Source organism: Microbacterium sp. AC132, from assembly GCF_979258525.1.
This window is the reverse complement of record NZ_OZ409862.1, coordinates 1,572,673-1,598,610: the sequence shown is the minus strand read 5'-3', so window position 1 is coordinate 1,598,610 and position 25,938 is coordinate 1,572,673. Positions and strand designations below refer to the sequence as shown.

Here is a 25,938-nt window from a genome sequence, read left to right as displayed (position 1 = left end):
CGAAGGTAGGCTGACAGCGTGATTGTGGAACACCTGAGCCTGGTCGACTTCCGCAATTACGCGACCGCGGATCTCGCTCTGCACAAGGGTCCCAACGTCCTCGTCGGGCGCAACGGCCAGGGCAAGACCAACCTTGCAGAGGCTGTCGTCTTCCTCGCCACTCTCGGTTCCCACCGCGTCTCGTCGGATGCGCCGATGGTGCGCGAAGGTCAGGACTTCGCGATCATCCGCGCTCGACTCTCCCACGGCGAACGCAAGGTGCTCATCGAGGTCCAGCTCAACAAGCAGGGCTCGAACAAGGCGCGGATCAACGGCTCTCCCTCGAAGACCAATGAGCTGCCTCGCTACGCCCATGTGGTGCTCTTCGCTCCCGAGGATCTGCAGATCGTCCGCGGCGACCCCTCGTCTCGGCGTCGTTTCGTCGACCAGCTGCTGATCCAGCGCACGCCCCGCATGTCTTCGGTCCTCGCCGACTACGACCGGGTGCTCAAGCAGCGCAATGCGCTTCTGAAGTCGGCCAGGGCGCGCGGCATCAAGGGCGAGGCCCTGAGCACCCTCGATGTGTGGGACGACAAGCTGGTCTCCCTCGGTGCCGAGATCATCACCGCGCGACAGCGTCTCGCCGCAGATCTCCAGCAGCCGGTGGCCGAGGCGTACGCGGCGATCGCGGGCGAGGATCATCGCCCGCAGCTCGAGTGGGCTCTGTCAGTGCGCGGGGCGGATCCCGAAGAGGGTGTCGACGCGCCGGCCGAGACCTCCGGAGACATCGCCGAGATGTTCCACGCCGCACTTCTCGCGAAACGGTCGAACGAGCTCGACCGCGGTCTCACTCTCACCGGCCCTCATCGCGACGACCTCGTGCTGCGCGTTCGTGGCCTTCCGGTGAAGGGGTATGCGTCCCACGGGGAATCCTGGTCGGTGGCCCTCGCGCTGCGCCTCGCTTCCGCCGAGCTGCTGCGCAGCGAGTCTCCTGCCGGCGATCCCGTCCTCATCCTCGACGATGTGTTCGCCGAACTCGACGCCGATCGCCGTCAGCGGCTGGCCGCTCTCACTGCTGGCTATGAGCAGGTGGTCGTGACGGCAGCCGTGGAGGAGGATATCCCCGAGGTGCTCCACGCCCATGTGGTGCGGATCTCGGCGGGAACGATCAGTGATGAGAGGGAGGTGGCAGATGAGTGAGATCGCACCCGATCCGGCATCCGAGACTCCCGAGACCGTCGCGACCTATCTGCGCCTGCGCGGACTCGCCCCGAGTTCGAAGACGTGGAAGCGCAAGCGACGCATCGTCACCGACGACGACAACGCGCCATTCACGCCCGGCCGCGACCCCGGACCGCTCGGAGCCGTGCTCGACAAGCTGACCCGGGACTCCGGCTGGCAGAAGACTCTCGCCCGTGAGGACCTGGTCAGGCAGTGGTCCGACCTCGCCGGCACGGACACCGCCAAGCACTCCGAACCCGTCTCCCTCGAGCGCGGTGTGCTCACGGTGAAGTGCGACTCGACCGCCTGGGCGAAGAACCTGCAGTACATGCGGGGAACGATCCTGACGGAGATCGGCCGACGGTATCCGGACGCCGGTGTCGAGAACCTCCGCTTCATCGGACCGGACGTACCCTCCTGGAAATGGGGTCCCAGAGTCGTTCCAGGACGGGGCCCGCGCGATACCTACGGGTAGGACACCACGGATGGGGTCTGAAACGCTCAGAGGGCCACACGCGGCCGCTGAGCCGCATCTCGCCACGAAAAGCCGCTAGACTGGGGATTCGTGATATCGATGTGGAGAATGCCCTCTGATGACGCCTGAATCCCCCGCTGACGAGACGGAATCGACCAACGGGGGAACCCCCGCGACCGAGGGCAAGATCTCACCCAAGGTGAAGCAGCCCGGTGAGTACGGTGCCGACTCGATCCAGATCCTCGAAGGTCTCGAAGCCGTCCGCAAGCGCCCCGGTATGTACATCGGTTCCACGGGACCGCGTGGTCTGCACCACCTCGTCTACGAGATCGTCGACAATTCGGTCGACGAGGCTCTCGCCGGCTACGCCGACACCATCTTCGTGACGCTGCTCGAAGACGGCGGCGTCCGCGTGGTCGACAACGGCCGCGGCATCCCGGTCGATCCCCACTCCTCCGACCCGACGAAGTCCACGGTCGAGGTCGTTCTGACCATCCTGCACGCTGGCGGAAAGTTCGGCGGCGGCGCGTACGCCGTCTCGGGTGGTCTCCACGGCGTCGGCTCGTCGGTGGTCAACGCCCTGTCGACGCGGTTCGACGTCGAGGTCAAGCAGAAGGGCTTCGTCTGGCGGCACAGCTTCGCGAACGGCGGCGTCCCGCAGCAGCAGCTCGAGAAGGGCGAGGCGTCCGACGACACCGGAACCAGCATCACGTTCTGGCCGGACGCCGAGATCTTCACCGAGACCACGAACTTCGAGTACGACACCCTGCGCACGCGCTTCCAGCAGATGGCGTTCCTCAACAAGGGCCTCCGCATCGAGCTGTCCGACGAGCGTCCCGATTCCGCTTACCAGGTCGAGGTCGACGGGCAGCCGACCCTCACTCAGCCGAACGACGTGTTCTTCTACGAGCGCGGTCTCGTCGACTACGTCGAATACCTCAACAAGGTGCGTCACGCCGAGGTCGTCAACGACGAGATCATCGCCTTCGAGTCCGAGGACACCGAGCGCAAGATCTCTCTCGAGGTCGCGATGCAGTGGACCACCTCGTACACCGAGAACGTCTTCACCTACGCGAACACGATCAACACCCACGAGGGTGGCACGCACGAAGAGGGCTTCCGTGCAGCGCTCACCACGCTCGTCAACAAGTACGCCAGGGCGAACAACCTTCTCAAGGAGAAGGACGACAACCTGTCGGGCGACGACGTGCGTGAAGGTCTGACCGCGGTCATCTCGATCAAGCTCGGCGAGCCGCAATTCGAAGGGCAGACCAAGACGAAGCTCGGCAACACCGAGGCCAAGGCGTTCGTGCAGAAGGTCGTCGGCGACCAGCTCGGCGATTGGTTCGACCGCAACCCGATCCAGGCGAAGAACGTCATCCGCAAGGCGATCGATGCGGCCACCGCTCGTCTCGCCGCGCGCAAGGCCCGCGAGACCGCTCGTCGAAAGAGCGTCTTCGAGTCCGCCGCGATGCCCGACAAGCTCAAGGACTGCACGAGCAAGGATCCCTCGATCAGCGAGATCTTCCTCGTCGAGGGTGACTCGGCAGGTGGCTCCGCTGTGCAGGGTCGCGATCCGCACACGCAGGCGATCCTCGCTCTGCGAGGCAAGATCCTCAACGTCGAGCGCGCGCGTCTCGACAAGGCCCTGGGCAACAAAGAGGTCCAGGCGATGATCCAGGCCTTCGGCACCGGAATCGGCGAAGAGTTCGACATCGAGAAGGCGCGTTATCACAAGATCGTGCTGATGGCGGATGCCGACGTCGACGGCCAGCACATCACGACGCTGCTGCTCACGCTGCTGTTCCGCTACATGCGCGGACTGATCGAGGCCGGCTTCGTGTACCTCGCGATGCCGCCGCTCTACCGTCTCAAGTGGACGAACCAGCCCCACGAGTACGTGTTCAGCGACGCCGAGCGCGACGCGCTGCTCAAGTTCGGACTCGACAACGGCAAGAGGATCCCGAAGGATGCCGGCATCCAGCGCTACAAGGGTCTCGGCGAGATGAACGCCAAGGAGCTGTGGGAGACCACGATGGACCACAGCACCCGGACGCTCCGCCAGGTGACCATCGAGGATGCCGCAGCGGCCGACGAGATCTTCAGCGTGCTGATGGGTGAGGACGTCGAATCGCGACGCAGTTTCATCCAGCGCAACGCCAAGGATGTCCGCTTCCTCGACATCTGACGCGTCCCGCGCCTGCATTCGTTCCCATAACGACCGGAATCGACAACACACATGACTGACGAAGTACGCCCCGAGCCGGCACACGACCACGGCAAGATCGACCAGGTCGACCTGCAGTCCGAGATGCAGCGCAGCTATCTCGACTACGCGATGGCCGTGATCGTCGGCCGTGCGCTGCCCGACGTGCGCGATGGACTCAAGCCCGTCCACCGACGCGTGATCTACGGCATGTACGACGGCGGATTCCGCCCCGACAAGTCCTTCTCGAAGTGCGCTCGCGTGGTCGGCGAGGTCATGGGTCAGTACCACCCGCACGGTGACTCGGCGATCTACGACGCCCTCGTGCGTCTCGTGCAGCCCTGGTCGCTGCGCTACCCGCTGGCCCTCGGCCAGGGCAACTTCGGGTCTCCCGGCAACATGGGTGCCGCGGCGCCCCGGTACACCGAGACCAAGATGGCCCCCCTCGCGCTCGAGATGGTTCGGGACATCGAAGAGGACACGGTCGACTTCACCGACAACTACGACGGCCAGACTCAGGAGCCGACGGTTCTTCCGGCCCGCTTCCCGAACCTCCTCGTCAACGGGTCGGTGGGTATCGCGGTCGGCATGGCCACCAACATCCCTCCGCACAACCTGCGCGAGGTGTCTTCTGCCGCCCTCTGGGCGCTCGACAACCCCGGCCTCCCCCGCGAAGAGCTGCTCGAGGGTCTCATCCAGCGGATCCCCGGCCCCGACTTCCCCACCGGCGCGCAGATCCTCGGCACCAAGGGCGTGCACGAGGCGTACCGCACGGGTCGCGGCTCGATCACCATGCGCGCGGTCGTCAACGTCGAGGAGATCCAGGGCCGCACGTGCCTCGTGATCACCGAGCTGCCGTACCAGGTGAACCCCGACAACGTCGCGGTGAAGATCGGCGACCTCGCCCGTGACGGCAAGATCACCGGCATCGCCGACATCCGCGACGAGTCGTCCGACCGCACGGGTCAGCGTCTCGTGGTCGTGCTCAAGCGCGATGCGGTCGCGAAGGTCGTGCTCAACAACCTGTACAAGCACACGCAGCTGCAGGAGAACTTCGGCGCGAACATGCTCGCGATCGTCGACGGCGTGCCGCGCACGCTCGCGATCGACGGGTTCGTGACCCACTGGATCACGCACCAGCTCGAAGTGATCGTCCGACGCACGCGCTTCCGTCTCGCCAAGGCAGAGGCTCGCATGCACATCCTGCGCGCCTACCTCAAGGCGCTCGACGCTCTCGACGAGGTCATCGCTCTCATCCGTCGATCGCAGACCACGCAGGATGCGAACGAGGGACTGCAGAAGCTCCTCGACATCGACGACATCCAAGCCCAGGCCATCCTCGACATGCAGCTGCGCCGACTGGCCGCCCTCGAGCGTCAGAAGATCCTCGACGAGGCCTCGGAGCTCGAGCGGCTGATCGGCGAGTACCAGGCGATCCTCGTCGACGAGTCGCTGCAGCGCGACATCATCCGCGAAGAGCTCACCGGCATCGTCGAGCGCTTCGGAGACGACCGTCGCACGCACATCCTGCACGGCTTCGACGGCGACGTCTCGATGGAAGACCTCATCGCCGAAGAGGAGATGGTCGTCACCATCACCCGCGCCGGCTACATCAAGCGCACGCGCAGCGACAACTACCGGTCGCAGCACCGCGGCGGCAAGGGCATCAAGGGCGCCCAGCTGCGGGCCGACGACATCGTCGAGCACTTCTTCGTGACGACGACGCACCACTGGCTGCTGTTCTTCACCGACAAGGGTCGCGTCTATCGTTCGAAGACCTACGAGGTTCCCGAGGCCGGCCGCGATGCGAAGGGAACGCACGTCGCGAACCTCCTCGCCCTGCAGCCCGACGAGAACATCGCGCAGGTGCTCGACATCCGCGACTACGGGGTCGCCGACTATCTCGTTCTCGCGACGCGCGACGGTCTGGTCAAGAAGACGCGTCTCGACGCGTACGACACCAACCGCCAGGGCGGCGTCATCGCGATCCGCCTGAACGACGAGGACGAGCTGGTCTCGGCTCTCATGGTGAACGCTGAGGATGACATCCTGCTCATCAGCCGCCGCGGTATGTCCGTCCGGTTCAGTGCGACCGATGATGCGCTGCGACCGATGGGACGCGCGACCGCCGGCGTGAAGGGCATGAAGTTCCGTGAGGGCGACAGCCTGCTGTCGGCATCCGTCGCCGCCCTCGGCCAGTTCGTGTTCGTGGTGACCGACGGCGGCTATGCGAAGCGCACCGCCATCGAGGAATACCGCGTCCAGGGACGCGGTGGATTCGGCATCAAGGTCGCCAAGCTCAACGACGATCGGGGCACTCTCGCGGGTGGTCTGATGGTCTCCTCCGACGATGAGGTCCTTGTGGTTCTGTCCAGCGGCAAGGTGGTACGCTCTGCCGTGGCCGAGGTGCCCGCGAAGGGCCGAGACACCATGGGAGTGGTGTTCGCACGGACGACGGAAGCCGACCGGATCCTCGCCATCGCCCGCAACGGTGAGCGGGGCCTCACCGAAGAAGACGAATCGGATGAGGCTGCGGTGGACTCCGAGTCCACGGCCCCCGAGACGAACGAGAACCCTGAGGAAGCAGACGCATGAGCACAGTAGCCGACAAGCTGGCGAAGAAGTCCACGCGCAAGACCGGTGGCAAGCAGGTGCGCCTGCGCCTCGTCTACGTGGATTTCTGGTCGGCCGTGAAGCTGTCGTTCCTGGGCGCTGTGGCGCTCGCGATTGTGACGATGGTGTCGTTCTTCCTGATCTTCCTCGTGCTGCAGGCGACCGGCATCCTCACGCAGGCGGATGAGTTCATCGGAACCATCACCGACAACTCCGTGCGGATCTCCGAGGTCGCCGGCCTGCCGCAGGTGATGGCATTCGCCGCGGTGGTCTCGATCCTCAACCTCATCGTGTTCACGGTGCTGGGTGCGGTCATCGCCGGGATCTACAACGTCGCCGTGAAGGTGACCGGCGGACTGCTGGTCGGGTTCATGTCGAACTGATCGTCAGGATTCGAGGAGGGGCGGATGCGAACAGCATCCGCCCCTCTTCTGTTCTCCGACGGAGTAGGGAAAACCCGAACCCGGGTCTCCGGTTGCCTCGGTGTCGGCCGGATCGGGGCCGCCGTACCTTTGAACCATGACGACACACACTGCCACGCCACCACCGGCGACGGCCACGAAGCCGCCGTTGCGCATCGTGCTCTCTATCCTGCATCTCGCGGGAATCGGAGTCATCGGCGGCTTCATCTTCGCGACTCTTTCCGGACTCCTCGGCACCGGCCTCGGCCTGCTCTTCGCGGCGGGCGTCGGCATCGTGCTGCTCGTCGGGCTCGTGTACGCCCTGTTCGGCGTCGGCTGGTTCGAGGTCGCGCGAGTCAGCGCTCTCTACAGGTCGCCCATCACGCCGCTCAGATGGCGCCCTCGGGATCGCCCCGGGTTCGCGGGCTGGCTCCGCTCGCTCGGCCGCCAGGCCATCGACGGCCGCATGTGGAGGGCCCTCGCGAACTTCGCGATCACCGCCGTTCTCGGCTGGATCGTGCTGCGGCTCGCCTTCGGCCTCGTCTGGTCGATCGCCATCTCGTTCGCTCCTCTCACGGGAACGGATGCCGTGATGGGTCCGTTCGGCGGGGGCGGCATCGACCCCGCGTGGGCACCGCTCATCGGGATCCTCGGAGTCGCCGCGTGCCTCGCCGGAATGATCGGACTGGCGCTCCTCAACCGCGTGCTCTCACTCGCCATCGTCGTTCGCAGCCGCGAGGCCGAGCTCACCGAGCGAGTGCGCACCAGCACTGCTCAGCGTGAGGGCGCTGTACGTGCCGCGGATGTCGAACGCACACGTATCGAGCGTGACCTGCACGACGGCGTCCAACCGCGACTCGTATCGGTGGGCATGACCCTGGGGCTCGCCCAGCAGAAGATCGACAACGACCCGGATGCCGCGAAGGAGCTGATCGCCGAGGCGCACACCTCGACCAAGGCCGCGATCACCGAGCTGCGTCAGCTGGCCCGTGGCATCCATGCATCGGTCCTCGACGACCGGGGCCTGGACGCGGCGCTGTCCGCCCTCGCCGGCCGCTCGCACATCCCCGTGCATCTCGATGTGCGCATGGACGGCCGCTGCAGCCGTGAGGCCGAAGCCGCTGTCTACTTCTCGATCGCCGAGTCGCTCACCAACGCCGCGAAGCACTCGCGGGCCAGCGAGGCGCGTGTCACTGTCCGCCTCCGCGACGGAGGGATGCTCTGGGCCCGCGTCGAGGACAACGGCATGGGCGGCGCCCAGGTGCAGCCCGGCGGAGGCCTCGACGGCATCGCGAATCGCATCCTCGCAGCGGGCGGAACCTTCCGCCTCGAGAGCCCCGTCGGCGGACCGACCAGCCTGGAGGTGAACGTGCCATGCGCATCCTGATCTGCGAGGACTCCGTCCTGCTGCGCGAGGGACTCGTGCGACTGCTCGAGGACGCCGGACACAGTGTGGTCGCGGCTCTTCCCGACACCAGCGGTCTCAGCGAGGCCGTCATCGAGACGGATCCCGAGCTGTGCATCCTCGACGTACGGCTCCCCCCGACCTTCACCGACGAGGGCATCCGCGCGGCGCTCGGACTCCGGGACACCAATCCCGCGCTTCCGCTGCTCGTGCTCTCTCAGTACGTCGAGGAGCGGTATGCGTCGGACCTCATCGCCGCACAGGGAGGGCCCCTGGGATATCTGCTCAAGGACAGGGTCGCCGACGTCTCTGAGTTCCTCGCCTCCGTGCAGCGGATCTCCGAGGGTGCCACCGTGCTCGACCCCGAGGTGGTGGCTCAGCTGCTCACCCGCCGCAACCGCGACGACCGGATGCAGCGTCTCACCGAGCGCGAACGGACCGTGCTCGCACTGATCGCCGAGGGCAAGTCGAACCAGGCCATCGCCGGTCTGCTCTTCCTCTCGGAGGCGAGCGTCGAGAAGCACATCACCGCGATCTTCCAGAAGCTCGGCTTCGAACAGGGCGAGTCGGGCAACCGACGCGTGCTGGCGGCCCTGGCACACATCGAGAACACGGGCGGCACGACGCCGACCGGACAGACAGGACTGGGACGATGACCACGAACAACGACGACTACCAGGGCGGGCACACGCCCCTCACTCCCCCGCCGGCGTCCGCGCCGCAGGGACAGGAGCCCACACCGGCACCGGCGCCCGAGCAGGCGCAGGCGGCACCGGCCGATGCCGGCCGCTCTTCGGGGACGACGGCGATCATGATCGTCACGGCGATCGTCGGCGGCATCGCGCTCCTCGGAGCGGGCGGGTCGGCGGCTGTCGCCGCCACCGGCAGCATGATGGCCTCCACTCAGGGCAGCGACGCCGTGCTGACCGAGGACGCGTCCGGCATCGACACGCTCGACCTCGACGTGGATGCCGGCAACATGCGCATCGAGTTCGGTGACGTCGATGAGGCCGAGCTGGCAGTGACGAACGCTCGCGGCCCCGCCTGGAGACTCGAGCGCGAGGGTGACGAGCTGATCGTCCGCAGCCCGGAGTTCCGATTCGGATGGTGGTTCGGCGAGTGGTTCGGTGACGACCAGTCGGCGGTGCTGACCCTGCCCGAAGAGTTGAGCGACGCGCAGCTCGATGCCGACCTCACTCTCGATGCGGGCAGCCTCGATGTGGTCGGAGACTTCGGCGCCCTCGACGTCACCGTCAACGCCGGTGCGCTCGATGTCGAGGGTGCGGCGAGCAGCCTCAGCATCGACATGAGCGCGGGTCGTGCCGATGCGATGCTCGACGGCGTCGACGCGGCCGATCTCAGTGTGTCGGCGGGCGACCTCACCGTCGAGCTGACGGGCCGGGCACCGTCTGAGACGACGATCGACGTGAGCGCGGGCTCGGTCGATCTCACGGTTCCGGATGAGTCGTACTCGATCATCCAGGACGTCAGTGCCGGATCGCTCGACGCGAAGGTCGATCAGTCATCCGGCACCCGGAACACGATCGACGTCACACTTGCGGCAGGCAGTGTGACGATCCGTCCGGGCCGCTGATTCCGATCGAGGGCGAGGGCGCGCCGGTGCCCTCGCCCTCGATTGGGTATTTCGGGAAATCTCCGGTAAAGTTTCGGAGGTTGACGGGCCCATAGCTCAGGCGGTTAGAGCGCTTCACTGATAATGAAGAGGTCCCAGGTTCAAGTCCTGGTGGGCCCACTCCTCAACTAAATGAATACCCTCACGGGGCCTTAGCTCAGTTGGTAGAGCGCCTGCTTTGCAAGCAGGATGTCAGGAGTTCGAATCTCCTAGGCTCCACACTGTGTTGAGACAGTTCGAGAAGGCCCCGCCATGTGCGGGGCCTTCTCGTTTTCGCATGTCTCCACAGGTGTTAACAACCCTGTTAACAACTGCTCGCGCGGTGCCATCTGAGTGCACAGCTGTGGATGGACCTGTTAACAACGAGGGCGATGCGGCACCCGCCTCTCACTAGACCTCCTAGATATCAACCCCCCTCCGAATTCTCAGGTCGAGGGCGTAGCGTGCTGGCATGACCGACGGGGAGACGATGATCCAGACCGAGATCGTGTTCGATGGATCGAGCTACCTGCTCGCCCAGGATCAGAACATCGATGATCTGCGAGAACGTATCGAGTCAGCCACGAAGACCGCCGGCACCTTCGTCGACATGGTCGTCGTCGGCAACCGGGCAGTCAGCGTGCTCATCACCCCGACGACGCAAGTGACGATCAGTGTGGCGACTGTGGCATATGACCCCCGCGACACCGGTGACGTCGACTTCCCGTACACCGGTCTCTACGACGAGCTCTGACTCCACGCGTCTGAGCGGGTGATCAGAGGTTCGGGCCGCGGACCATCCGCACCGGGCCTCTGGCGTCGTCGATGGACACCTTCTCGCCCTTCTGCGTCACGACGATCTCATCGCGCTCGGCCAGTGCAGCCGCGATTCGGCGGACGTCCGACATGGTCGAGCGCCACGAGTCCCCGCCCACAGTCCGGGCGACGTCACTCGGACAGATCGAAGACTCGCCCCGCTTGCGGATGAGCGCGCGCATCGCGGCCGCGATCCTCTCGTCGAAGTCGTCTCCGGTGCGGTCCTCCCACCAGGGCGCCCCTCGTTCCCCGAGCGCGGTCTTCGCGTCCTGCACCCGACGTCGTGCGTCCGGCTCGTGCGCCTTCACCGCGCGCCGCGCAGCCATCAGCTCGTTGACCAGCTCCTGGCGGAAAGTCTCGGGGATCGAGGGGTCGGTCGCGCGCCACCGCCGGCCATTGATGACGACGTGATGACCGTCGGGCGTGCGCTCCGGGCCGCTCGCACCGCTGCCATTCGCGCTGTCGTCCGAGGTCATGCCGCCAGTCAAACCGACCATGATCAGGTCGACCAGGGGCTTGACCGGACCTGGGTACCCCCGATCGGGAGGAGATCTGCGATGCGGAGGACGAGTCGACGGACAAGCGCCCTCCCGTGTGCGGATCTCCTCCCGAACTGCTCTCGGTCGGGTCAGACGGCGCGCAGGTCGTGCGGGGCGACGTTGAGACGCTCGCACCCGTCGGCTGTCACGACGACGATGTCCTCGATGCGTGCACCCCATCGGCCCGCGAAGTAGATCCCGGGCTCGATGCTGAACGCCATGCCCTCGCGCAGCACGAGATCGTTGCCGGGCGCGATGTAGGGCTCTTCGTGTACCGAGACGCCGATGCCGTGACCCGTGCGGTGCAGAAAGGCCTCGCCGAGCCCCGCCTCGGCGAGTACGGACCGCGCCGCGGCATCGACAGCCTCGGCCGTCGCGCCGGGGCGCACGGCGTCGACAGCGGCCTGCTGAGCGCGGACGAGCACGGCGATGCGATCGGCGGCTTCACTGTCGGGTGTGCCGACCACGTAGGTGCGGGTGCTGTCGGAGTTGTAGCCGCTTGGCACGGCGCCGCCGATGTCGACGACGACGACGTCTCCGTCCTCGATCACGCGGTCGGACACCTCGTGGTGGGGATCCGCGCCGTTGGGTCCCGAGCCGACGATGACGAACTCGACGGTGCGGTGGCCCTCGGCCACGATGGCCTCAGCGATGTCGGCCGCCACCTCGCGCTCGGTGCGCCCCGCCCGCAGCCACTCGGGCACTCGACGATGCACGGCGTCGATCGCGGAGCCGGCACGCCGGAGCTCGGCGACCTCTTCAGCATCCTTGATCATGCGGCCCTCACGCAGCACCGGGGTGGCGAGCTCGACGCGCACGTCGATCCGATCGGAGAGCGGGATCACGTGCAACGCCGGCAGAGCGTCTGAAACTCCCACTCGCGTGACCGCGCCCAGGGCGGCGGCCACGAGGTCGTAGGGATTCTGTCCATCGACCCAGTCGGAGACGGCGAGGCCGAGCTCACCCACCGCCGTGGTCCTGACCTTCGCCAACTCCATGCGCGGCACGATGACGGTGGGAGCGATGCCGGGTCCGAGCACGAGTGCGGTGAGGCGCTCGATCGTGTCTCCCTCGACGCCGACCAGATACTCCAGATCAGGGCCAGGACCCACCACTATCCCGTCGAGACCGGCGTCAGCGGCAAGCGCTGCTGCGCGGTCGAGTCGAGCGGCGTACACGGAGGCGGGGAACGGCGGTGTGCTCACGGCATCCACGCTACTGCGCCGGCCGTTCCCCGGGAACGGCGACTCAGCTGACGGCGAGGCGGATGCGCTCGGTGAGAACCTTGCGGTTCGCGGCAGAGAGATCGAGCAGCGCGTATGCGGTCGGCCACATCGTGCCGTCGTCGAGGTTCGAGATCGGCTCGAAACCGAATGTGCCGTACCTGACCTTGAACTTGCTGGCCGGCTGGAAGAAGCAGAGCACCTTGCCGTCCTTGCCCCAAGCGGGCATGCCGTAATACGTCCGCGGCATGAGCTCGGGAGCGACCTCGGTCACGAGGTCGTGGAGCGCCTTCGACAGCTCTCGATCATTGTCATCGGGAAGCTTCGCGATCGCCGCCTCGAGGTCTGCGACACCCTCGGCCCGCACCTCTTCCGGGGTCTTCTTGGCACGAGACCGAGACTTGCGCTTGTCGGCCGCGGCCTCCTTCATCGCCTCGCGCTCTTCGGCACTGAAGTTCTTCTCGTTGTCAGCCATGGCCGACTCCTTTCACTGTGTGATCTGCGATGAATCTCACACTACGGATGCGGCGCACTGCTGTGCTTCTTGATTCGTGATCGATGTCTCGGGGTCGAGCGTGACGAGCCGGACGCCTCTCGAGGCGAGGTTTCGTCCAGGATCGTCACGCGCGTACCCTGGCGGAACCCCGGCCACTATGGTGGACGCATGGATATGCGGGTCGCGGCATACGCGGTCGTCACCGATGACGACGGTCGCATACTTCTCGCGCGCTGGACCGAGGGTCGTCGAGTGGCATGGACGATGCCCGGCGGAGGGCTGGAACCGGGTGAGGCTCCCGAGGACGCCGTGCGGCGTGAGCTGCGCGAGGAGACCGGCTACACGGTCAAGGTCGGCGAGCTGCTGGGCATTCATTCGAGGGTGATCCCGGCGAGCCAGCGGGTGAACCAGTCGGATCAGCCTCTGCACACCCTGCGCATCGTCTACCGGGCGTCGGTGACGGGCGGGAAGCTGACGTTCGAGGCCGATGGCTCGACCGACATGGCTGAGTGGTTCCCACTGAAAGCCGTGAAGGAACTGCAGAGGGTCAAGCTGGTCGACATCTCGCTACGGATGGCCGGCATCCTCTGACTCAGTCGCGGGCCTCTTCGGGCACCGAGATGTCGGCGACTGTGGCACCGTACGCGGCGATGAGGTCATCGGCGTCGACGAAGAGGCTGTAGCCGTGAGCGCCGGCACCCATGGCGATCCGCTGCCCGACGATCGACTCGTCGGCGAAGACCGGCCAGTCCGTGGTGCTGCCGATGGGCACGATTGTTCCGCGCTCGTAGCCGGTCGCCGCGAGGGCGAGATCCGGCTCGGGCAGGCGGAGCTTGTTCACTCCGACGACCGCACGCAGCTTCGGCCACGAGATCGACCTGCCGCCGGGAACCAGCGCGAAGAGGTACGTGTCGTCCGACCGCTTGACGACGAGCGTCTTGACGATGCCGGAGGGCGGGATGCCGAGCAGCTCAGCCGCCTCGAAGAGACTGCGGGCGGCAGGACGCTCGCGGATCTCGATATCGAGTCCGCGAGCCGCTGCGGCGTCCCTCACCCGGGCATGGAGATCCCCCGGCTCAGTGGCCGGGGGCTCCGATGTCGAGGTCACGCGTCAGGTGCGGAGAGCGGGTCGTCGGCGACCCAGAGCTCGTCGTCTGCGCGCAGTGCCTGCCACGCGGCGTAGAGAACGCCGGCCGCTGCGGCGACTCCGAGGATCAGGGCGATGACCGAACCGACGCTCGGGCCCTTCGGCTCGGGCTGAGTGGCCTTCCTGACCTTCTTCACGACGCCTTCGCGCTTGGCGTTCGCGACATCCCACGCGGTGAGCGCGGTGCCGACGACTCCGCCGACGATGGGGACGACCTTGTCGTCCACCACGTGGTGACCGAAGCGGACGCCGCGGTCGACGACCGGTGCGACGCGACGGTTGTAGGTGTCCTGGACGACAGGACCGACCTGCTCGCGACCGAAGTGGCCGAGCTGACGTCCGGCTTCACGCGCGACGTCGGCGGCGTGGCCGACGAGGACCTGCTGGTTCTCCCAGAGCTGGTTGGCGTCGTTCTGAAGACGACGCAGCTCCTTCTTCCGCTTGCGGCTGATGCTCACGATGCTCTCCTGTCGATTGGAGTACGGATTCCCCATCTTGCCACGCGACCGTGTATGGGGCGAGGGAATCGCCGAACCCTTGCGTCGGAGGCCGATGAGCGCTAGACGCGGGCCAACTCATGGGAAGCTCTGCGAGAATGGACCCATGGCTCACGCTTCTCATGTCGCAACCCTGCACACCAACCACGGTGACATCGTCATCAACCTCTTCGGCGACCACGCCCCGAAGACGGTCAAGAACTTCGTCGGCCTCGCCGACGGCACCCAGGAGTGGACGCACCCCGCCACCGGCAAGCCGGGCGAGGGTGCCCTCTACAAGGACGTCATCTTCCACCGCATCATCCCGAACTTCATGATCCAGGGCGGCGACCCGCTCGGACAGGGCGTCGGAGGCCCCGGATACAACTTCGACGACGAGATCAACATGGAGCTCAACTTCAACGAGCCCTACATCCTCGCCATGGCCAACGCCGGTCTGCGTCGCAACGCCATCACGGGCAAGGCCGAGGGCACCAACGGCTCGCAGTTCTTCATCACGACCGACCCCACCCCCTGGCTCCAGGGCAAGCACACGATCTTCGGCGAGGTCGCCGATGACGCCTCCAAGGCTGTCGTCGACGCGATCGCCGCTGTGCCGACGGCTGCGGGCGACCGTCCCATCGAGCCGGTCGTGCTGCAGTCGATCGACATCGTCGCGGCCTGACGCCGACGCTGGCCGATCCGGATGACGACGCCTGAGTTCGCGGACAACCGCGACAACTTCTGCTACCGGCATCCGGATCGGCAGAGCTTCGTGCTCTGTCAGCGGTGCCTGCGCACGATCTGCCCCGAATGCCAGACGCAGGCGGCTGTCGGGGTCATCTGCCCCGAGTGCATGGCCGCAGAGCGAAAGAACCGCAGTCCCGCCCAGAAGCGCGCCGAGCGTCGCTGGGGCGGGCGCGGCGCCGCACTCGCCTCGCGTGGCAGCGGCAAGCCCGTCGTCACCTACTCGCTGCTGGCGATCACGTCGTTCATCGGGCTCCTTCAGCTCATCCCGGGAGTGGGCCAGGCGATCACGGGCCAGCTGCTCTTCGCGGCGGGCTATCTGTATCCGGATCTGTCGCTCATGCCGTTCGAACCGTGGCGGCTTCTCACCGCGGTGTTCGTGCATGGCGGTTTCCTGCATCTCGCGCTCAACATGCTCGCGCTGTGGATGCTGGGTCAGAGTCTCGAACCGATGCTCGGCCGAATCCGCTTCCTGTCGCTGTACCTGATCAGCGGACTCGGCGGTTCCGTCGCCGTCGCACTGCTCGCGCCCGGAACCGCGACGGTGGGCGCCTCCGGTGCGATCTTCGGCCTGATGGCCGCCCTGCTGATCATCGGACGGCACATCGGCGCGAACGTGACCGGCATCCTCGTGATCCTCGGCATCAACTTCGTCGTCGGCTTCGTGTTCTCTCAGAACATCGCCTGGCAGGCGCACCTCGGCGGGGCGATCGTCGGTGCGCTCGTGGCGTTCATCCTCACGAGGACCCGACGGCGTGAGCAGCGGACGCTACAGATCGTGCTGCTCGTTGCCGTCGTCGTCGCGCTCGTCCTGATCGTCGCCCTGTTGGTACCGTTCCTGATCACGACGGTTTACTCCTGATCAGAAGTTGTTAACAGGGTTGTTGACCGATGTGAATAACATCTGTGTAATTCTCCCCATGTTGGGGATAACCTGTGGATAACTCAGAAGAAGGCCCCTCTCGCCAGCGCGAGAGGGGCCTTCTTCGATATCGGTGGGGCGGGCGTCAGCGCCAGCGTGTGGTCATCAGGAAGCCGATCAGGGCGATGCCCAGGCCGATCGCAAGGTTCCAGTTGTCGAGCCCCGGGATCGGGAACTGCATGCCCGAGATGTAGAACACGAGGATCCACACGAGACCGAGGAGCATGAAGCCGACCATCACCGGCTTGAACCACACGGCGTTGGGTGCGGCTTCGCCTTCGCTGCGCGGAGCTTCGGGTTCTTCGGTCTTGCGGTCGCGTGCCATTCCCACAGTGTACCCAAGAGTGTCATATCGCGCGGAAAACCAGGGCCGCAGGGCGTGAGTACAGGTCTGGCGGATAGCATGTCGCCATGACTGCATCCGTCGTCTCGGGGGAGCGACGTGCACACCGCCGCCGCCCCCGGTCGCGCGCGACCTTCACCAGCGTGCTCGGCGAGCTGCTGCTCACGGGTGGAGTGATCGTGCTTCTCTTCGTCGCGTGGCAGATGTGGATCGGCGACATCATCATCGCGGCCCAGAAGAACGAAGAGGGTGCGGCGGTCTCGCAGGAATGGGCGAACGCACCCACTCCCGAGCTCCCACCGGTCGTCGAGACCGACGACGGAGCGACAGTCTTCGAGCCCGTGATCCCCGCCGCTCCGGCCGACACCGAGCTTCTCGGCCAGATGCACGTGCCGCGCTTCGGTGCCGAGTACAACGTCGGCATCTACGGCGGTACGACGCGCGCGCGCACGCTCGACAAGCTCGGGATCGGCGTCTACACCGACTCGAAGATGCCCGGTGAGGTCGGCAACTTCGCGATGGCCGGCCACCGCACCACCTGGGGCAAGCCCTTCAACCAGCTCGACAAGCTCCAGGTCGGCGACGCGATCGTCGTCGAGACGCCTGACGGATGGTTCACGTACCGCTTCCGGACGCTGGAGTACGTCAAGCCCACGCAGACGGACGTGCTGCTCGATGTGCCGCAGATGCCCGGCGTCGCGACGGGGGAGAAGTACATCACGCTGACCGCCTGTTCGCCGCTGTACTCCCTCGCCGAGCGCATCGTCGCCTACGGCGTGTACGAGAGCTTCCAGCCCCGCGCCGAGGGTCCGCCCGCCGCGCTCACCGATCCACCGCCTCCGCCGGCCGCGCCGTCGATCTAGCCGAACGGAAAGAGACGACCCATGTACGCCGCACTCTGGCGCATCCTCCCCGGCCCGTGGTGGCTGAAGCTCTTCATCCTCCTCGTGCTCGTCGCAGCGGTGCTCTACGGGCTCTTCTGGTACGTATTCCCCTGGGTGAGCCCGCTGATCACCCCGGGTGAGGTCGACCTCGAATGACCCGCGTGCTCGTCGTGGACAACCACGACAGCTTCGTGCACACGCTCGTGGGGTACCTGCGCGAGCTCGGTGCCGACGTCGCGCTGATCGAGGCGGATACCATCGATGCCGCTGAACTCGCGGTGATGCTGCCGGACTTCGACGCGCTGCTGCTCTCTCCCGGCCCGGGCACCCCTGACGATGCCGGCGTCTCCGTCGACGCCGTGCGGCTCGCCGCGAGGATCCGGATGCCACTTCTCGGCGTCTGCCTGGGGCATCAGGTGATCGGCGCCGCGTTCGGCACCACCGTTTCAGAGGCGCCTGAGCTGATGCACGGCATGGTGTCGCCGGTCACGCACGACGGATCAGCGCTCTTCGCCGGCATCCCGTCGCCGTTCGACGCGGGCAGATATCACTCCCTCGCTCTCGCGGAGACCGACCTGCCGGCTGACGTGGCCGTCACAGCGCGCACCGCGAGCGGCACCGTCATGGCACTGGAGCACACCCGTCTGCCCATACTCGGGGTGCAGTTCCACCCCGAGAGCGTGCTGACCGAAGGCGGATACCGTCTGCTCGCCAACTGGCTCGAACTGTGCGGCGACGCACATGCCGTGGCACGCTCAGCGGCACTGCACCCGCTGTCGGGACCCGACGCTCGTGTGGATCAGCCGGCGGCGACGCAGTAGCGCAGTTCGACCGTCGAGCCGATCGCCACGTCTCCCGGCGCGGCCGACATCGACGACACGGTGGGCGGTTCGGTCGGCGTGCAGTCGATCAGCTCGACCGGACTGGGCGTGAGGCCGATGCGTTCGAGCTCAGCCTGAGCCGCTTCCATCGTCCACCCGGTGACGTCGGTGAGGGTGACCCGGCCGCTCGCGACGACGAGATTCACGATGGTCTGCGGTGCGACCTCGGTGTCGGCCGCCTCGCTGGCCTCCATCACCGTCTCGGCCGCCAGACCCTTGTCGTTGCGCTGGATGACCGTGCCCAGTTCGAGCCCTGCCGCCGCGAGTGCGTCCTTGGCGGCCGTCAAAGACAGGCCCTCGAGCATCGGGACGACCACCGTCTCCTTGCCGGAGGACACGTAGACCGTCACGGAATCGCCCTCGCTCACGGCGGTGCCGGACGCAGGGTCTGTGCGGGTCACGTTGCCCTCGACGATGTCGTTGCTGGACTCGAGCACCAGCTTCGAGGTGAGATCGAGCTTGCCGAGATCATCCTGGGCGCGCTCGGACGAGACATTGACGAGATCAGGCACCACGCGCGAGCTCGACGGCACGTCGTCCGGGCGCATGCTGAGCGTCCAGACCCAGAACAGCACCGAGGCGAGAAGCACGGCGAGCAGTGCCACACCCGCCCAGATCCACGCGACGGGCGGACCCGACTGCGTGCGAGCCATGGTGGTGTCGGTGCTCAGCTGGCGGAGCGACCGGGCGGTCTCCTGCGCGGCACGCGGATTCGGTCCGTACAGCTCGCTCGTGAGCGCGCCGAGCTCCTTGCGGCTCGGCGCGTGGCCGGAGACCGCCGAGTCGAGCGCAGCGCGGAAGTGCGCGGCATCCGGGTATCGCTGGTAGGGATCCTTGGCCAGCGCGCGCAGGACGATCGGGTCGAGCGCGCCGGGGGAGTCCTCGTTCACCTCGGTCGGAGGGACCGGAGTCTCGCTGACGTGCTGGTAGGCGACGGCCACAGGGGATTCGCCGCGGAACGGCTGACGGCCGGTGAGCAGTTCATAGAGCACGACGCCGGTCGAGTAGAGGTCGGCGCGTGCGTCGACCGGTTCGCCCTTGGCCTGCTCGGGTGAGAAGTATGCCGCGGTGCCGATGATCTGGGTGGTCTCGGCGACCGTCGATGATGAGTCGGACACGGCTCGGGCGATCCCGAAGTCCATGACCTTGACCTGGCCCTTGTCGGTCACCATCACGTTGCCCGGCTTGATGTCGCGGTGCACGACACCCGCACGATGCGAGTAGTCCAGCGCCTCGAGGATGCCGTCGACATAGCGCACGGCATCGTCGACGGGCACCGGGCCCTTGGCGATGATGTCCTTCAGCAGCGTGCCGCTGATCAGCTCCATGATGATGTACGGAGGCTCATCCGTGCTGCTGTCGGTCGTCGAGGGGTCGCCGGCGTCGTAGACGCGGACGATCGACGGGTGCGACATGCGAGAGGCGGACTGGGCCTCGAGACGGAATCGCGTGCGGAACGCGTTGTCGCGAGCCAGCTCGGGGTCGAGGATCTTGATCGCCACCGCACGACCGAGCGTCAGATCGTACCCGCGGTACACCTTCGCCATGCCGCCGTGCCCGATGAGCTCGTCGACGCGATAGCGACCCGCGAGAACGCGTGGCTCTGTCGACACGTAGTGACCCCCTGATACGACCTTGTGGATGCTCCAGCCTACGGCGGGAGCGGGTTATTCGCCTGAGTCTCCGCCGTCTGCGTCGCCTTCATCGGCGCCCGGCGCGGCGGGCAGGATGACGACGCCCGGCATGGCATCCGACTGCTCGGACGGCATGTCGCTGCCGCAGAAGACGCGGAACGTGGCGGTGATCGACTGTCCGGCCGTGCCGGGGACGATCTGCGTCGAGAGCACGCTGGGTCCGAAGCTGCGGATGGACTCGCCGGCGTTGCCGCCGGAGAACGTCGCGTTGGTGAGCGTCACCTCGAAGGCCGATCGCGCCGGGGTGCCCGAGGGGCACTCGAAGCTCGGCCAGTTGAGGGTCACGGGCTCGCCCTCGGTGGCGGTGCCGGCGATGGTCGGGGTGCCCGAGGGCTTGCCCACCTTCACCTGCTCCTTGAAGGTCGTCAGCGTGATGGCCGTGCCCTCGGGAACGTTGCCGCCGGGCTGAACGGACTCGACCGTGCCGACCTGGTTCGCGTTGGGAGCGATGGTGTTGCCCACCACGCACTCGGCCTGGAGTCCGGCGTTGGCGGCAGCGGTCTGCGCGGCATCGCACTGCATCCCCACGAGACCGAGAGCATCGACGTCCACGAGCTCGGGCTCGGGCGTCTCGGTCTCGGTCGGTGTCGGCTTCGGGGTCTGCGACACGGTCTCCGACTGGGTCGGCTCGGGATCCGGGTCGCCCTGATTCATCAGGGCGAACACGGTTCCACCGAGCACGATCACGAGCAGTGCGATGAGAGCGATCAGCGGCCACGTCCAGGGGCTGCGCTTCTTCTTCTTCTCGGCTTCCTCCTCGGCCTGCTCGCCGGTGGGCAGCTGGGCCGTCGTGGGGAGGATGCGCGTCGTGCCGTCGTCGCCCGATGCGGTGAGCAGCCGGGTGGCGTCGTCGGAGGCGACACCACCGGTCGCGATGGCCGGCACCGCGATGGCAGCGGAGTTCAGGTCGCCTCGGCGCAGAGCCTGGGCGGCGCGTGCCACGGTCGCCGACGACGACGGGCGGTCGGCGGGCTTCTTGGCGATCATCGCCATGACGAGGTTCTGCACCGGGATAGGCACGGTCGGCGGCAGCGGCGGAGGCTGCTCGTTGATCTGCGCCATCGCGATCGCGACCTGCGATTCACCCGTGAAGGGCCGCTTGCCTGCGAGGCACTCGTAGGCGACGATGCCGAGCGAGTACGTGTCGGTCGCCGGTGACGCCGGGTGCCCCGACGCCTGCTCGGGCGAGAGGTACTGCACGGTGCCCATGACCTGGCCGGTGGCCGTCAGCGGCACCTGGTCGGCGATGCGGGCGATGCCGAAGTCCGTGATCTTGACGCGGCCGTCAGGCGTGATCAGCAGGTTTCCCGGCTTGATGTCACGGTGCACGAGACCTGCCGCATGCGCAGCCTGCAGAGCGGATGCCGTCTGCGCGACGATGTCGAGGGTCTTGTCGGCGCTCAGGGCGCCGTCGCGCTCGAGCACGGTCGAGAGGGCCTCGCCGGGAACGAGCTCCATGACGAGGTAGGCGCTGCCGTTCTCCTCGCCGTAGTCGAAGACGCTCGCGATGCCCTCGTGGTTGACGAGTGCGGCATGGCGCGCCTCAGCGCGGAACCGCTCGAGGAACCCGGGGTCCCCCATGTACTCGTCCTTGAGGATCTTGATGGCCACGGTGCGACCGATGACGTGATCCGTCGCCTCCCACACCTCGCCCATGCCGCCGATCGCAATACGCGACTGCAGCTCGTAGCGACCACCGAACGACACACCCTGCGTCGGTCTCATCTGCCCAGCACCGCCTCTATGACCTTCTTTGCAATCGGAGCGGCGATGGTGTCGCCGGATCCTGACTGCCCTTGTCCACCGCCGTCTTCGACGAGGACCGCTACTGCCACCTCGGGGTCGTCCGCCGGCGCGAAACCGGTGAACCACAACGTGTACGGCTTGTTATCGTTCTCGGTCGTGCCGGTCTTCCCCGCCACATCGACCCCGTCTATTCTTGCACCCTGCGCAGCGCCGTTTGAGACGCTCGCGACCATCGACGCCGTGATCTGATCGGCGATCGTCGCATCGGTCGTCTGACCGAACTGGGTGTCGTCGTACGAACGGATGACCGAGAGGTCGTTGCCGATCACCGTGTCGACCAGACGGGGGTTCATCACGACGCCGTCGTTCGCGATGCCGGCCGCCACCATCGCGATCTGCAGCGGCGTCGCGGTGACCTGTCCCTGGCCGAATCCGGTGAGGGCGGTCTGCGCGTCGTCGAGGGCACGCGGGTAGCTCGACGGAGTCGATTCGAGCGGCGTCGAGAAGCTCCGGTTGAAGCCGAACTTCTCCGCCATCTCGCGGATCGCGTCATCGCCGAGCTCGACGGCGAGCTCGGCCATCGGGATGTTGCAGCTCAGGCGGATGGCTTCGGAGATCGACACGGTGTCTCCGCTGCCGCACGTGCCGCCCCAGGCGTTCGCGACCGTGTTCGTCGAGCCGGGCAGCTGATAGCGGGCCGGGTTCGGGAGCGTCGAGTCGGGCGTCCAGTTGCCCGACGCGTAGGCCGCGGCCGCCACGACGAGCTTGAACGTCGAGCCGGGAGGGTTGAGGTCGCCGGCGATCGCTCGGTTCGAGAGGGGTTTCGTGGGGTCTTCGTCGAGCTGGTCGTAGGTCGCGTTCGCGGCATCCGCGTCGTGCGTCGCGAGCTGGTTGGTGTCGAACCCGGGGGTCGACACCAGTGCGAGGATGCGCCCGGTCTTCGGCTCGATCGCGACGACCGCGCCGTTGAGGCCCTGCAGAGCGTCGTATGCGGCGCGCTGCGCGGCCGTGTCGAGGGTCAGCTCGACGCTGAATCCGCTCTGCGGCTGACCCGAGAGGATCCGCTCGATCTCGGCGAAGAAGGCGCTCGATCCCGTTCCCGACAGGTCGGCGTTCATCGCCCGCTCGATGCCGGTCGCTGACTGCAGCGCCGGGTTGAAGTACCCGGTGACAGGGGCCCACATCGCGGCATCCGTGTAGACGCGCTGGAACTGGTAGCGGTCGTCCGAGGGGGTCGAGGAGGCGATCGCGACGTCGTCGACGATGATCGACCCGCGCTGGATCTCGTAGCTGTCGAGGAGCGTGCGCCTGTTGTTCGGGTTCTGCCCGAGGGCGTCGGCCTCGACGACCTGGATCCAGCTGGTCGCGGCGAACAGCGACAGGAACATGAACAGCATCACGATGCTGAGACGGCGGAGTTCTTTGGTCATGTCAGCCGATCACCGCCCGGGGTTGGCTGCGGACGCCGTCGGAGATGCGCAGCAGGATGGCCACGATCAGCCAGTTGGCGATGAGCGAGGATCCACCGGCGGCGAGGAACGGCGTGGTCAGACCGGTCAGCGGGATGACCCTCGTCACGCCGCCGACCATGATGAACACCTGCAGCGCGATGGTGAACGAGAGGCCGATGGCGAGCAGCTTGCCGAAGTCGTCCTGACCCGCCAGTCCGATGCGCACGCCACGGCTCACGAAGACCATGTAGAGGCAGAGGATCGCGAACAGCCCGATCAGGCCGATCTCCTCGCCGAGGCTCGTGATGATGTAGTCGCTGTGGGCGAGGGGCGTGACGTCGGGGCGTCCCTGACCCCAGCCCGTGCCGAGAAGGCCGCCGTGCGCCAGCCCGAACAGGCCCTGCATGGGCTGGAAGCCGGCGCCGTCGGGGTCGACCTTCTCGGGGTCGAAGAGGAACAGCCAGTTGACGAAGCGGCCCTGCACGTAGCTGAGGATCTGTGTCGCCACCGCGACACCCGCAGCCACGAGGGCGAGGCCGATGAGCACCCAGCTGGTCTTGCCGGTCGCGACGTAGAGCATCGCGACGAACATGCCGAAGATCAGGGTTCCGGTTCCGAGGTCGCGCTGGATGACGATGATGCCGAGCGAGATCGCCCACACCACCAGAACCGGTCCGAGTTCGCGCATGCGCGGCCACATGATGCCGAGGAACTTCGTGCCGACAGACGTCAGGCTCTCCCGCGTGCGCACGAGATAGCCCGCGAAGAAGATCGCGAGGCAGATCTTGGCGAGCTCGCCGGGCTGGAAGGCGAACATGCCGCCGAGCGACACCCAGACCTGGGCGTTCGCATCGGGGATGCGCAGGCCCGGGACGAAGGGGAGCAGCAGGAGCAGGATGCCGGAGAGGCCGAAGATGTAGGTGTAGCGGAACAGCACCCGGTAGTTGCGCAGCAGGATCACGCACGCGATCGCCCCGGCGAGGGAGATGCCCGTCCACGCGAGCTGCTTCGTCGAGTAGGCGTCCCACCCCGTGAGGGACTTCGCGATGTCGATGCGATAGATCATCGCGATGCCGAGGCCGGTCAGCAGCGTGGCGATCGGCAGCAGGAACGGGTCGGCGGCCGACGCGACGGCACGCAGCACGAAGTGCACGGCGAAGGCCAGAACGGCGAGGCCACCGCCGATCGCCAGGATCATGGGGTCGATCAGACCGAGAGCACCGAGCTGCACGAGCGTGAGAGCGCCGCCACTGAGAGCGACGGCGAAGAGCAGCAGCCAGAACTCGCGGTTGCGCTGCGTCTGCGGCATCCGCATTCTCTTGAGGGCCTTGATGACGCTGGTGTCGGCCGTGACGTCGGTGGTCATCCTGCGTCCTCCGTCGGCGTCGCGGTGGGCAGGGGAGTGGGCAGCGGGGTCTCGCCGATCACGCGGTCGGCGCCGGCCTGGAGTCGCGCGACGATGGCCTCGGCATCCGAGAACGACCGCGCCGTGATCGTGCGCTCCACGGAATCACGTTGGTACGGCGGGAGGTTGGCGAGCAGGATGTCGGTGTCGCGGAGCGGAGTCGACAGGGTGATCGGGCCGATGTTCTGCTGCACGCCCTGGTAGATCACGACACTGTCGTCGTCGGCGCCGACGAAGTAGCGCGTCTGCGTCCAGCTGTAGGCGGCGAAGGCGGCGAACACGAGCATCGCGACGACCACCAGCATCCCGGCGATCCATCCGAGACGGCGGCGCTTGGCGCGTCGACGGTCCTCTTCGATGAGCTCTTCGAGGTATTCGGGGGCCGGCTCGAAGTGGCTGGGCTCGTTCGCGGCCTGGCGTACCGGGTGCAGCCAGTTGCCGCGGGGCGCGCGCACCGGAGGAACGGTCACGTTGGCGGGGTTCGATGCCGAGCCGACGATCGTCGCCGTGCCGGAGTGCATCGCGTGCTGACCGCCGACCTCGACGAGGACGATCGTCACGTTGTCGGGGGCTCCGCCGTCGAGCGCCTGCTTGAGCAGGTTGTCGGCCGTGCGGCCAGGCGCCATGCCCATGCGCATCGCCTTGAGGATGTGCGCCTCGTCGACGACGCCCGAGAGGCCGTCGGAGCACAGCAGCCAGCGGTCGCCCGGCTGGGTGTGCATCACGAACATGTCGAGCTCGGGATCGGCGTCCATGTCGCTCAGCACGCGCATGAGCACCGAGCGACGCGGGTGGTATCGCGCCTCTTCGGGGGTGATGCGGCCCGAGTCGACGAGTCGCTGCACGAAGGTGTGGTCGGCCGTGATCTGCGTCACCGCGTCATCGCGGTAGAGGTAGATGCGCGAGTCGCCGATGTGGCCGATGACCGCGTAGTCGTCGACCATGATGACGGCGCTGAGCGTGGTGCCGAGTCCGGCGAGCTCGGGACGGTCCTTGGCGGCGCGGATCAGATCGCCGGCCGCGGTGGTCGCGGCGGCCTGCAGAGAGGCCTGTGCGTCGTCGACCGACGAGTACGGCTGGTCGAGCGGCTCCATCCGGTGGATCGCGATGCTCGAGGCGACGTCACCGCCGGCGTGACCGCCCATGCCGTCGGCGACGACGAAGAGATTCGCCCCGGAGTAACCGGAATCCTGGTTGTTGGAGCGGACCTTCCCGGTGTGGGAGATCGCGGCGCTCGAGCCTTCGAAGACCATGCC

Annotated in this window: 26 protein-coding genes and 2 tRNA genes; 17 read left to right on the top strand and 11 right to left on the bottom strand. The window is 66.9% G+C overall.

The features are described from left to right. The first annotated feature begins 18 nt into the window (after positions 1-18). The 11 genes from recF (at position 19) to ACZZZQ_RS07470 (ending at position 10,666) form a co-directional block, all read left to right on the top strand. Positions 19-1,179, top strand: coding sequence for a DNA replication/repair protein RecF (gene recF, locus ACZZZQ_RS07520; protein WP_072590396.1), 1,161 nt, complete (start codon positions 19-21; stop codon positions 1,177-1,179). Continuing rightward, on the top strand, positions 1,172-1,675 hold the full coding sequence (locus tag ACZZZQ_RS07515; RefSeq protein ID WP_056275693.1) for a DciA family protein: 504 nt from the start codon (positions 1,172-1,174) through the stop codon (positions 1,673-1,675). The genes recF and ACZZZQ_RS07515 overlap by 8 nt, the downstream gene beginning before the upstream one ends. Positions 1,676-1,793: 118 nt before the next feature. Then, positions 1,794-3,863: a DNA topoisomerase (ATP-hydrolyzing) subunit B gene (gene gyrB, locus ACZZZQ_RS07510; RefSeq protein WP_171821963.1), complete on the top strand. Its 2,070-nt coding sequence runs from the start codon at positions 1,794-1,796 to the stop codon at positions 3,861-3,863. Positions 3,864-3,914: 51 nt separating this feature from the next. Next, a complete protein-coding gene (gyrA, locus tag ACZZZQ_RS07505; protein WP_053098243.1) occupies positions 3,915-6,476 on the top strand; it encodes a DNA gyrase subunit A in 2,562 nt (853 codons plus the stop codon). After that, a complete protein-coding gene (locus ACZZZQ_RS07500) occupies positions 6,473-6,877 on the top strand; it encodes a DUF3566 domain-containing protein (RefSeq protein WP_053098244.1) in 405 nt (134 codons plus the stop codon). Before gyrA ends, ACZZZQ_RS07500 begins: the two co-directional genes overlap by 4 nt. Before the next feature lie 136 nt (positions 6,878-7,013). After that, complete coding sequence (locus ACZZZQ_RS07495) at positions 7,014-8,282, top strand: sensor histidine kinase (protein WP_463507261.1); 1,269 nt, start codon at positions 7,014-7,016, stop codon at positions 8,280-8,282. Continuing rightward, a complete protein-coding gene (locus tag ACZZZQ_RS07490; RefSeq protein WP_053098247.1) occupies positions 8,270-8,956 on the top strand; it encodes a LuxR C-terminal-related transcriptional regulator in 687 nt (228 codons plus the stop codon). The genes ACZZZQ_RS07495 and ACZZZQ_RS07490 overlap by 13 nt, the downstream gene beginning before the upstream one ends. Beyond that, on the top strand, positions 8,953-9,894 hold the full coding sequence (locus ACZZZQ_RS07485; RefSeq protein ID WP_463507260.1) for a DUF4097 family beta strand repeat-containing protein: 942 nt from the start codon (positions 8,953-8,955) through the stop codon (positions 9,892-9,894). The genes ACZZZQ_RS07490 and ACZZZQ_RS07485 overlap by 4 nt, the downstream gene beginning before the upstream one ends. An 85-nt stretch (positions 9,895-9,979) precedes the next feature. Beyond that, positions 9,980-10,053 (top strand) — tRNA-Ile (locus tag ACZZZQ_RS07480). A gap of 26 nt (positions 10,054-10,079) precedes the next feature. Next, positions 10,080-10,152: transfer RNA gene (locus tag ACZZZQ_RS07475), tRNA-Ala, on the top strand. A gap of 232 nt (positions 10,153-10,384) precedes the next feature. Continuing rightward, positions 10,385-10,666 carry a hypothetical protein gene (locus ACZZZQ_RS07470; protein WP_400339377.1) on the top strand — a complete coding sequence of 94 codons (282 nt, stop codon included), beginning with the start codon at positions 10,385-10,387 and terminating at the stop codon, positions 10,664-10,666. 22 nt (positions 10,667-10,688) lie between these two features. Here ACZZZQ_RS07470 and ACZZZQ_RS07465 read toward each other — a convergent pair whose 3' ends face one another. The 3 genes from ACZZZQ_RS07465 to ACZZZQ_RS07455 form a co-directional block, all read right to left on the bottom strand. After that, positions 10,689-11,204: a DUF3253 domain-containing protein gene (locus ACZZZQ_RS07465; protein WP_463507259.1), complete on the bottom strand. Its 516-nt coding sequence runs from the start codon at positions 11,202-11,204 to the stop codon at positions 10,689-10,691. Between the two features lie 152 nt (positions 11,205-11,356). After that, a complete protein-coding gene (locus tag ACZZZQ_RS07460; protein ID WP_463507258.1) occupies positions 11,357-12,472 on the bottom strand; it encodes a M24 family metallopeptidase in 1,116 nt (371 codons plus the stop codon). A 43-nt stretch (positions 12,473-12,515) separates the two neighbouring features. Next, positions 12,516-12,965 (bottom strand): DUF1801 domain-containing protein, encoded by a 450-nt coding sequence (locus tag ACZZZQ_RS07455; RefSeq protein ID WP_056275709.1) that lies wholly within the window; start codon positions 12,963-12,965, stop codon positions 12,516-12,518. A 189-nt stretch (positions 12,966-13,154) separates the two neighbouring features. On the opposite strand from ACZZZQ_RS07455, the gene ACZZZQ_RS07450 reads away from it, so the two are divergent. Next, positions 13,155-13,577, top strand: a complete 423-nt coding sequence (locus tag ACZZZQ_RS07450) for an NUDIX hydrolase (protein WP_230101137.1) — start codon at positions 13,155-13,157, stop codon at positions 13,575-13,577. 1 nt (position 13,578) lies between these two features. On the opposite strand, the gene ACZZZQ_RS07445 is transcribed toward ACZZZQ_RS07450, so the two are convergent. Together ACZZZQ_RS07445 and ACZZZQ_RS07440 are read right to left on the bottom strand one after the other, a co-directional pair. Beyond that, positions 13,579-14,040, bottom strand: coding sequence for an aminoacyl-tRNA deacylase (locus ACZZZQ_RS07445; protein ID WP_053098258.1), 462 nt, complete (start codon positions 14,038-14,040; stop codon positions 13,579-13,581). A gap of 50 nt (positions 14,041-14,090) precedes the next feature. Beyond that, the gene (locus ACZZZQ_RS07440; RefSeq protein WP_053098260.1) at positions 14,091-14,591 is read right to left on the bottom strand and encodes a hypothetical protein; all 501 of its coding nucleotides are present in this window, start codon (positions 14,589-14,591) and stop codon (positions 14,091-14,093) included. A 145-nt stretch (positions 14,592-14,736) separates the two neighbouring features. On the opposite strand from ACZZZQ_RS07440, the gene ACZZZQ_RS07435 reads away from it, so the two are divergent. Both ACZZZQ_RS07435 and ACZZZQ_RS07430 read left to right on the top strand, forming a co-directional pair. Beyond that, positions 14,737-15,294, top strand: coding sequence for a peptidylprolyl isomerase (locus tag ACZZZQ_RS07435; RefSeq protein WP_053098262.1), 558 nt, complete (start codon positions 14,737-14,739; stop codon positions 15,292-15,294). A 21-nt stretch (positions 15,295-15,315) separates the two neighbouring features. After that, positions 15,316-16,218 carry a rhomboid family intramembrane serine protease gene (locus ACZZZQ_RS07430; RefSeq protein WP_053098263.1) on the top strand — a complete coding sequence of 301 codons (903 nt, stop codon included), beginning with the start codon at positions 15,316-15,318 and terminating at the stop codon, positions 16,216-16,218. Between the two features lie 145 nt (positions 16,219-16,363). On the opposite strand, the gene ACZZZQ_RS07425 is transcribed toward ACZZZQ_RS07430, so the two are convergent. Continuing rightward, a complete protein-coding gene (locus ACZZZQ_RS07425) occupies positions 16,364-16,603 on the bottom strand; it encodes a cell division protein CrgA (RefSeq protein WP_042541028.1) in 240 nt (79 codons plus the stop codon). A gap of 86 nt (positions 16,604-16,689) precedes the next feature. Between ACZZZQ_RS07425 and ACZZZQ_RS07420 the strand changes: the two genes are divergently transcribed. The 3 genes from ACZZZQ_RS07420 to ACZZZQ_RS07410 are packed head-to-tail and all read left to right on the top strand — an operon-like array spanning position 16,690 to position 18,326. Then, entirely contained in the window at positions 16,690-17,484 is a 795-nt protein-coding gene (locus ACZZZQ_RS07420) for a class E sortase (RefSeq protein ID WP_072590401.1), read from the top strand. Between the two features lie 21 nt (positions 17,485-17,505). Then, complete coding sequence (locus tag ACZZZQ_RS07415) at positions 17,506-17,661, top strand: hypothetical protein (RefSeq protein WP_167947501.1); 156 nt, start codon at positions 17,506-17,508, stop codon at positions 17,659-17,661. After that, positions 17,658-18,326, top strand: coding sequence for an anthranilate synthase component II (locus tag ACZZZQ_RS07410; protein ID WP_230101134.1), 669 nt, complete (start codon positions 17,658-17,660; stop codon positions 18,324-18,326). The genes ACZZZQ_RS07415 and ACZZZQ_RS07410 overlap by 4 nt, the downstream gene beginning before the upstream one ends. Here ACZZZQ_RS07410 and pknB read toward each other — a convergent pair. From pknB to ACZZZQ_RS07385, 5 genes are read right to left on the bottom strand one after another with little or no spacing between them, the layout of a single operon-like run. Next, entirely contained in the window at positions 18,305-19,999 is a 1,695-nt protein-coding gene (gene pknB / locus ACZZZQ_RS07405; RefSeq protein ID WP_053098267.1) for a Stk1 family PASTA domain-containing Ser/Thr kinase, read from the bottom strand. The genes ACZZZQ_RS07410 and pknB overlap by 22 nt on opposite strands. Before the next feature lie 54 nt (positions 20,000-20,053). Continuing rightward, positions 20,054-21,805, bottom strand: coding sequence for a serine/threonine-protein kinase (locus tag ACZZZQ_RS07400; RefSeq protein WP_053098268.1), 1,752 nt, complete (start codon positions 21,803-21,805; stop codon positions 20,054-20,056). Then, positions 21,802-23,256: a peptidoglycan D,D-transpeptidase FtsI family protein gene (locus tag ACZZZQ_RS07395; RefSeq protein ID WP_056275724.1), complete on the bottom strand. Its 1,455-nt coding sequence runs from the start codon at positions 23,254-23,256 to the stop codon at positions 21,802-21,804. The genes ACZZZQ_RS07400 and ACZZZQ_RS07395 overlap by 4 nt, the downstream gene beginning before the upstream one ends. A gap of 1 nt (position 23,257) precedes the next feature. Next, entirely contained in the window at positions 23,258-24,643 is a 1,386-nt protein-coding gene (locus tag ACZZZQ_RS07390; protein WP_072590403.1) for an FtsW/RodA/SpoVE family cell cycle protein, read from the bottom strand. Next, positions 24,640-25,935, bottom strand: coding sequence for a PP2C family protein-serine/threonine phosphatase (locus ACZZZQ_RS07385; RefSeq protein WP_053098271.1), 1,296 nt, complete (start codon positions 25,933-25,935; stop codon positions 24,640-24,642). Before ACZZZQ_RS07385 ends, ACZZZQ_RS07390 begins: the two co-directional genes overlap by 4 nt. Positions 25,936-25,938 lie beyond the last annotated feature (3 nt).

Bases quoted from the DNA above. Each gene is read 5' to 3' on its own strand.
- ACZZZQ_RS07515 (WP_056275693.1), top strand. From the start codon at position 1,172: ATGAGTGAGATCGCACCCGATCCGGCATCCGAGACTCCCGAGACCGTC.
- gyrB (WP_171821963.1), top strand. From the start codon at position 1,794: ATGACGCCTGAATCCCCCGCTGACGAGACGGAATCGACCAACGGGGGA.
- gyrA (WP_053098243.1), top strand. From the start codon at position 3,915: ATGACTGACGAAGTACGCCCCGAGCCGGCACACGACCACGGCAAGATC.
- ACZZZQ_RS07500 (WP_053098244.1), top strand. From the start codon at position 6,473: ATGAGCACAGTAGCCGACAAGCTGGCGAAGAAGTCCACGCGCAAGACC.
- ACZZZQ_RS07495 (WP_463507261.1), top strand. From the start codon at position 7,014: ATGACGACACACACTGCCACGCCACCACCGGCGACGGCCACGAAGCCG.
- ACZZZQ_RS07490 (WP_053098247.1), top strand. From the start codon at position 8,270: ATGCGCATCCTGATCTGCGAGGACTCCGTCCTGCTGCGCGAGGGACTC.
- ACZZZQ_RS07485 (WP_463507260.1), top strand. From the start codon at position 8,953: ATGACCACGAACAACGACGACTACCAGGGCGGGCACACGCCCCTCACT.
- ACZZZQ_RS07470 (WP_400339377.1), top strand. From the start codon at position 10,385: ATGACCGACGGGGAGACGATGATCCAGACCGAGATCGTGTTCGATGGA.
- ACZZZQ_RS07465 (WP_463507259.1), bottom strand. From the start codon at position 11,204: ATGACCTCGGACGACAGCGCGAATGGCAGCGGTGCGAGCGGCCCGGAG.
- ACZZZQ_RS07455 (WP_056275709.1), bottom strand. From the start codon at position 12,965: ATGGCTGACAACGAGAAGAACTTCAGTGCCGAAGAGCGCGAGGCGATG.
- ACZZZQ_RS07450 (WP_230101137.1), top strand. From the start codon at position 13,155: ATGGATATGCGGGTCGCGGCATACGCGGTCGTCACCGATGACGACGGT.
- ACZZZQ_RS07435 (WP_053098262.1), top strand. From the start codon at position 14,737: ATGGCTCACGCTTCTCATGTCGCAACCCTGCACACCAACCACGGTGAC.
- ACZZZQ_RS07430 (WP_053098263.1), top strand. From the start codon at position 15,316: ATGACGACGCCTGAGTTCGCGGACAACCGCGACAACTTCTGCTACCGG.
- ACZZZQ_RS07425 (WP_042541028.1), bottom strand. From the start codon at position 16,603: ATGGCACGCGACCGCAAGACCGAAGAACCCGAAGCTCCGCGCAGCGAA.
- ACZZZQ_RS07420 (WP_072590401.1), top strand. From the start codon at position 16,690: ATGACTGCATCCGTCGTCTCGGGGGAGCGACGTGCACACCGCCGCCGC.
- ACZZZQ_RS07415 (WP_167947501.1), top strand. From the start codon at position 17,506: ATGTACGCCGCACTCTGGCGCATCCTCCCCGGCCCGTGGTGGCTGAAG.
- ACZZZQ_RS07410 (WP_230101134.1), top strand. From the start codon at position 17,658: ATGACCCGCGTGCTCGTCGTGGACAACCACGACAGCTTCGTGCACACG.
- ACZZZQ_RS07400 (WP_053098268.1), bottom strand. From the start codon at position 21,805: ATGAGACCGACGCAGGGTGTGTCGTTCGGTGGTCGCTACGAGCTGCAG.
- ACZZZQ_RS07395 (WP_056275724.1), bottom strand. From the start codon at position 23,256: ATGACCAAAGAACTCCGCCGTCTCAGCATCGTGATGCTGTTCATGTTC.
- ACZZZQ_RS07390 (WP_072590403.1), bottom strand. From the start codon at position 24,643: ATGACCACCGACGTCACGGCCGACACCAGCGTCATCAAGGCCCTCAAG.
- ACZZZQ_RS07385 (WP_053098271.1), bottom strand. From the start codon at position 25,935: ATGGTCTTCGAAGGCTCGAGCGCCGCGATCTCCCACACCGGGAAGGTC.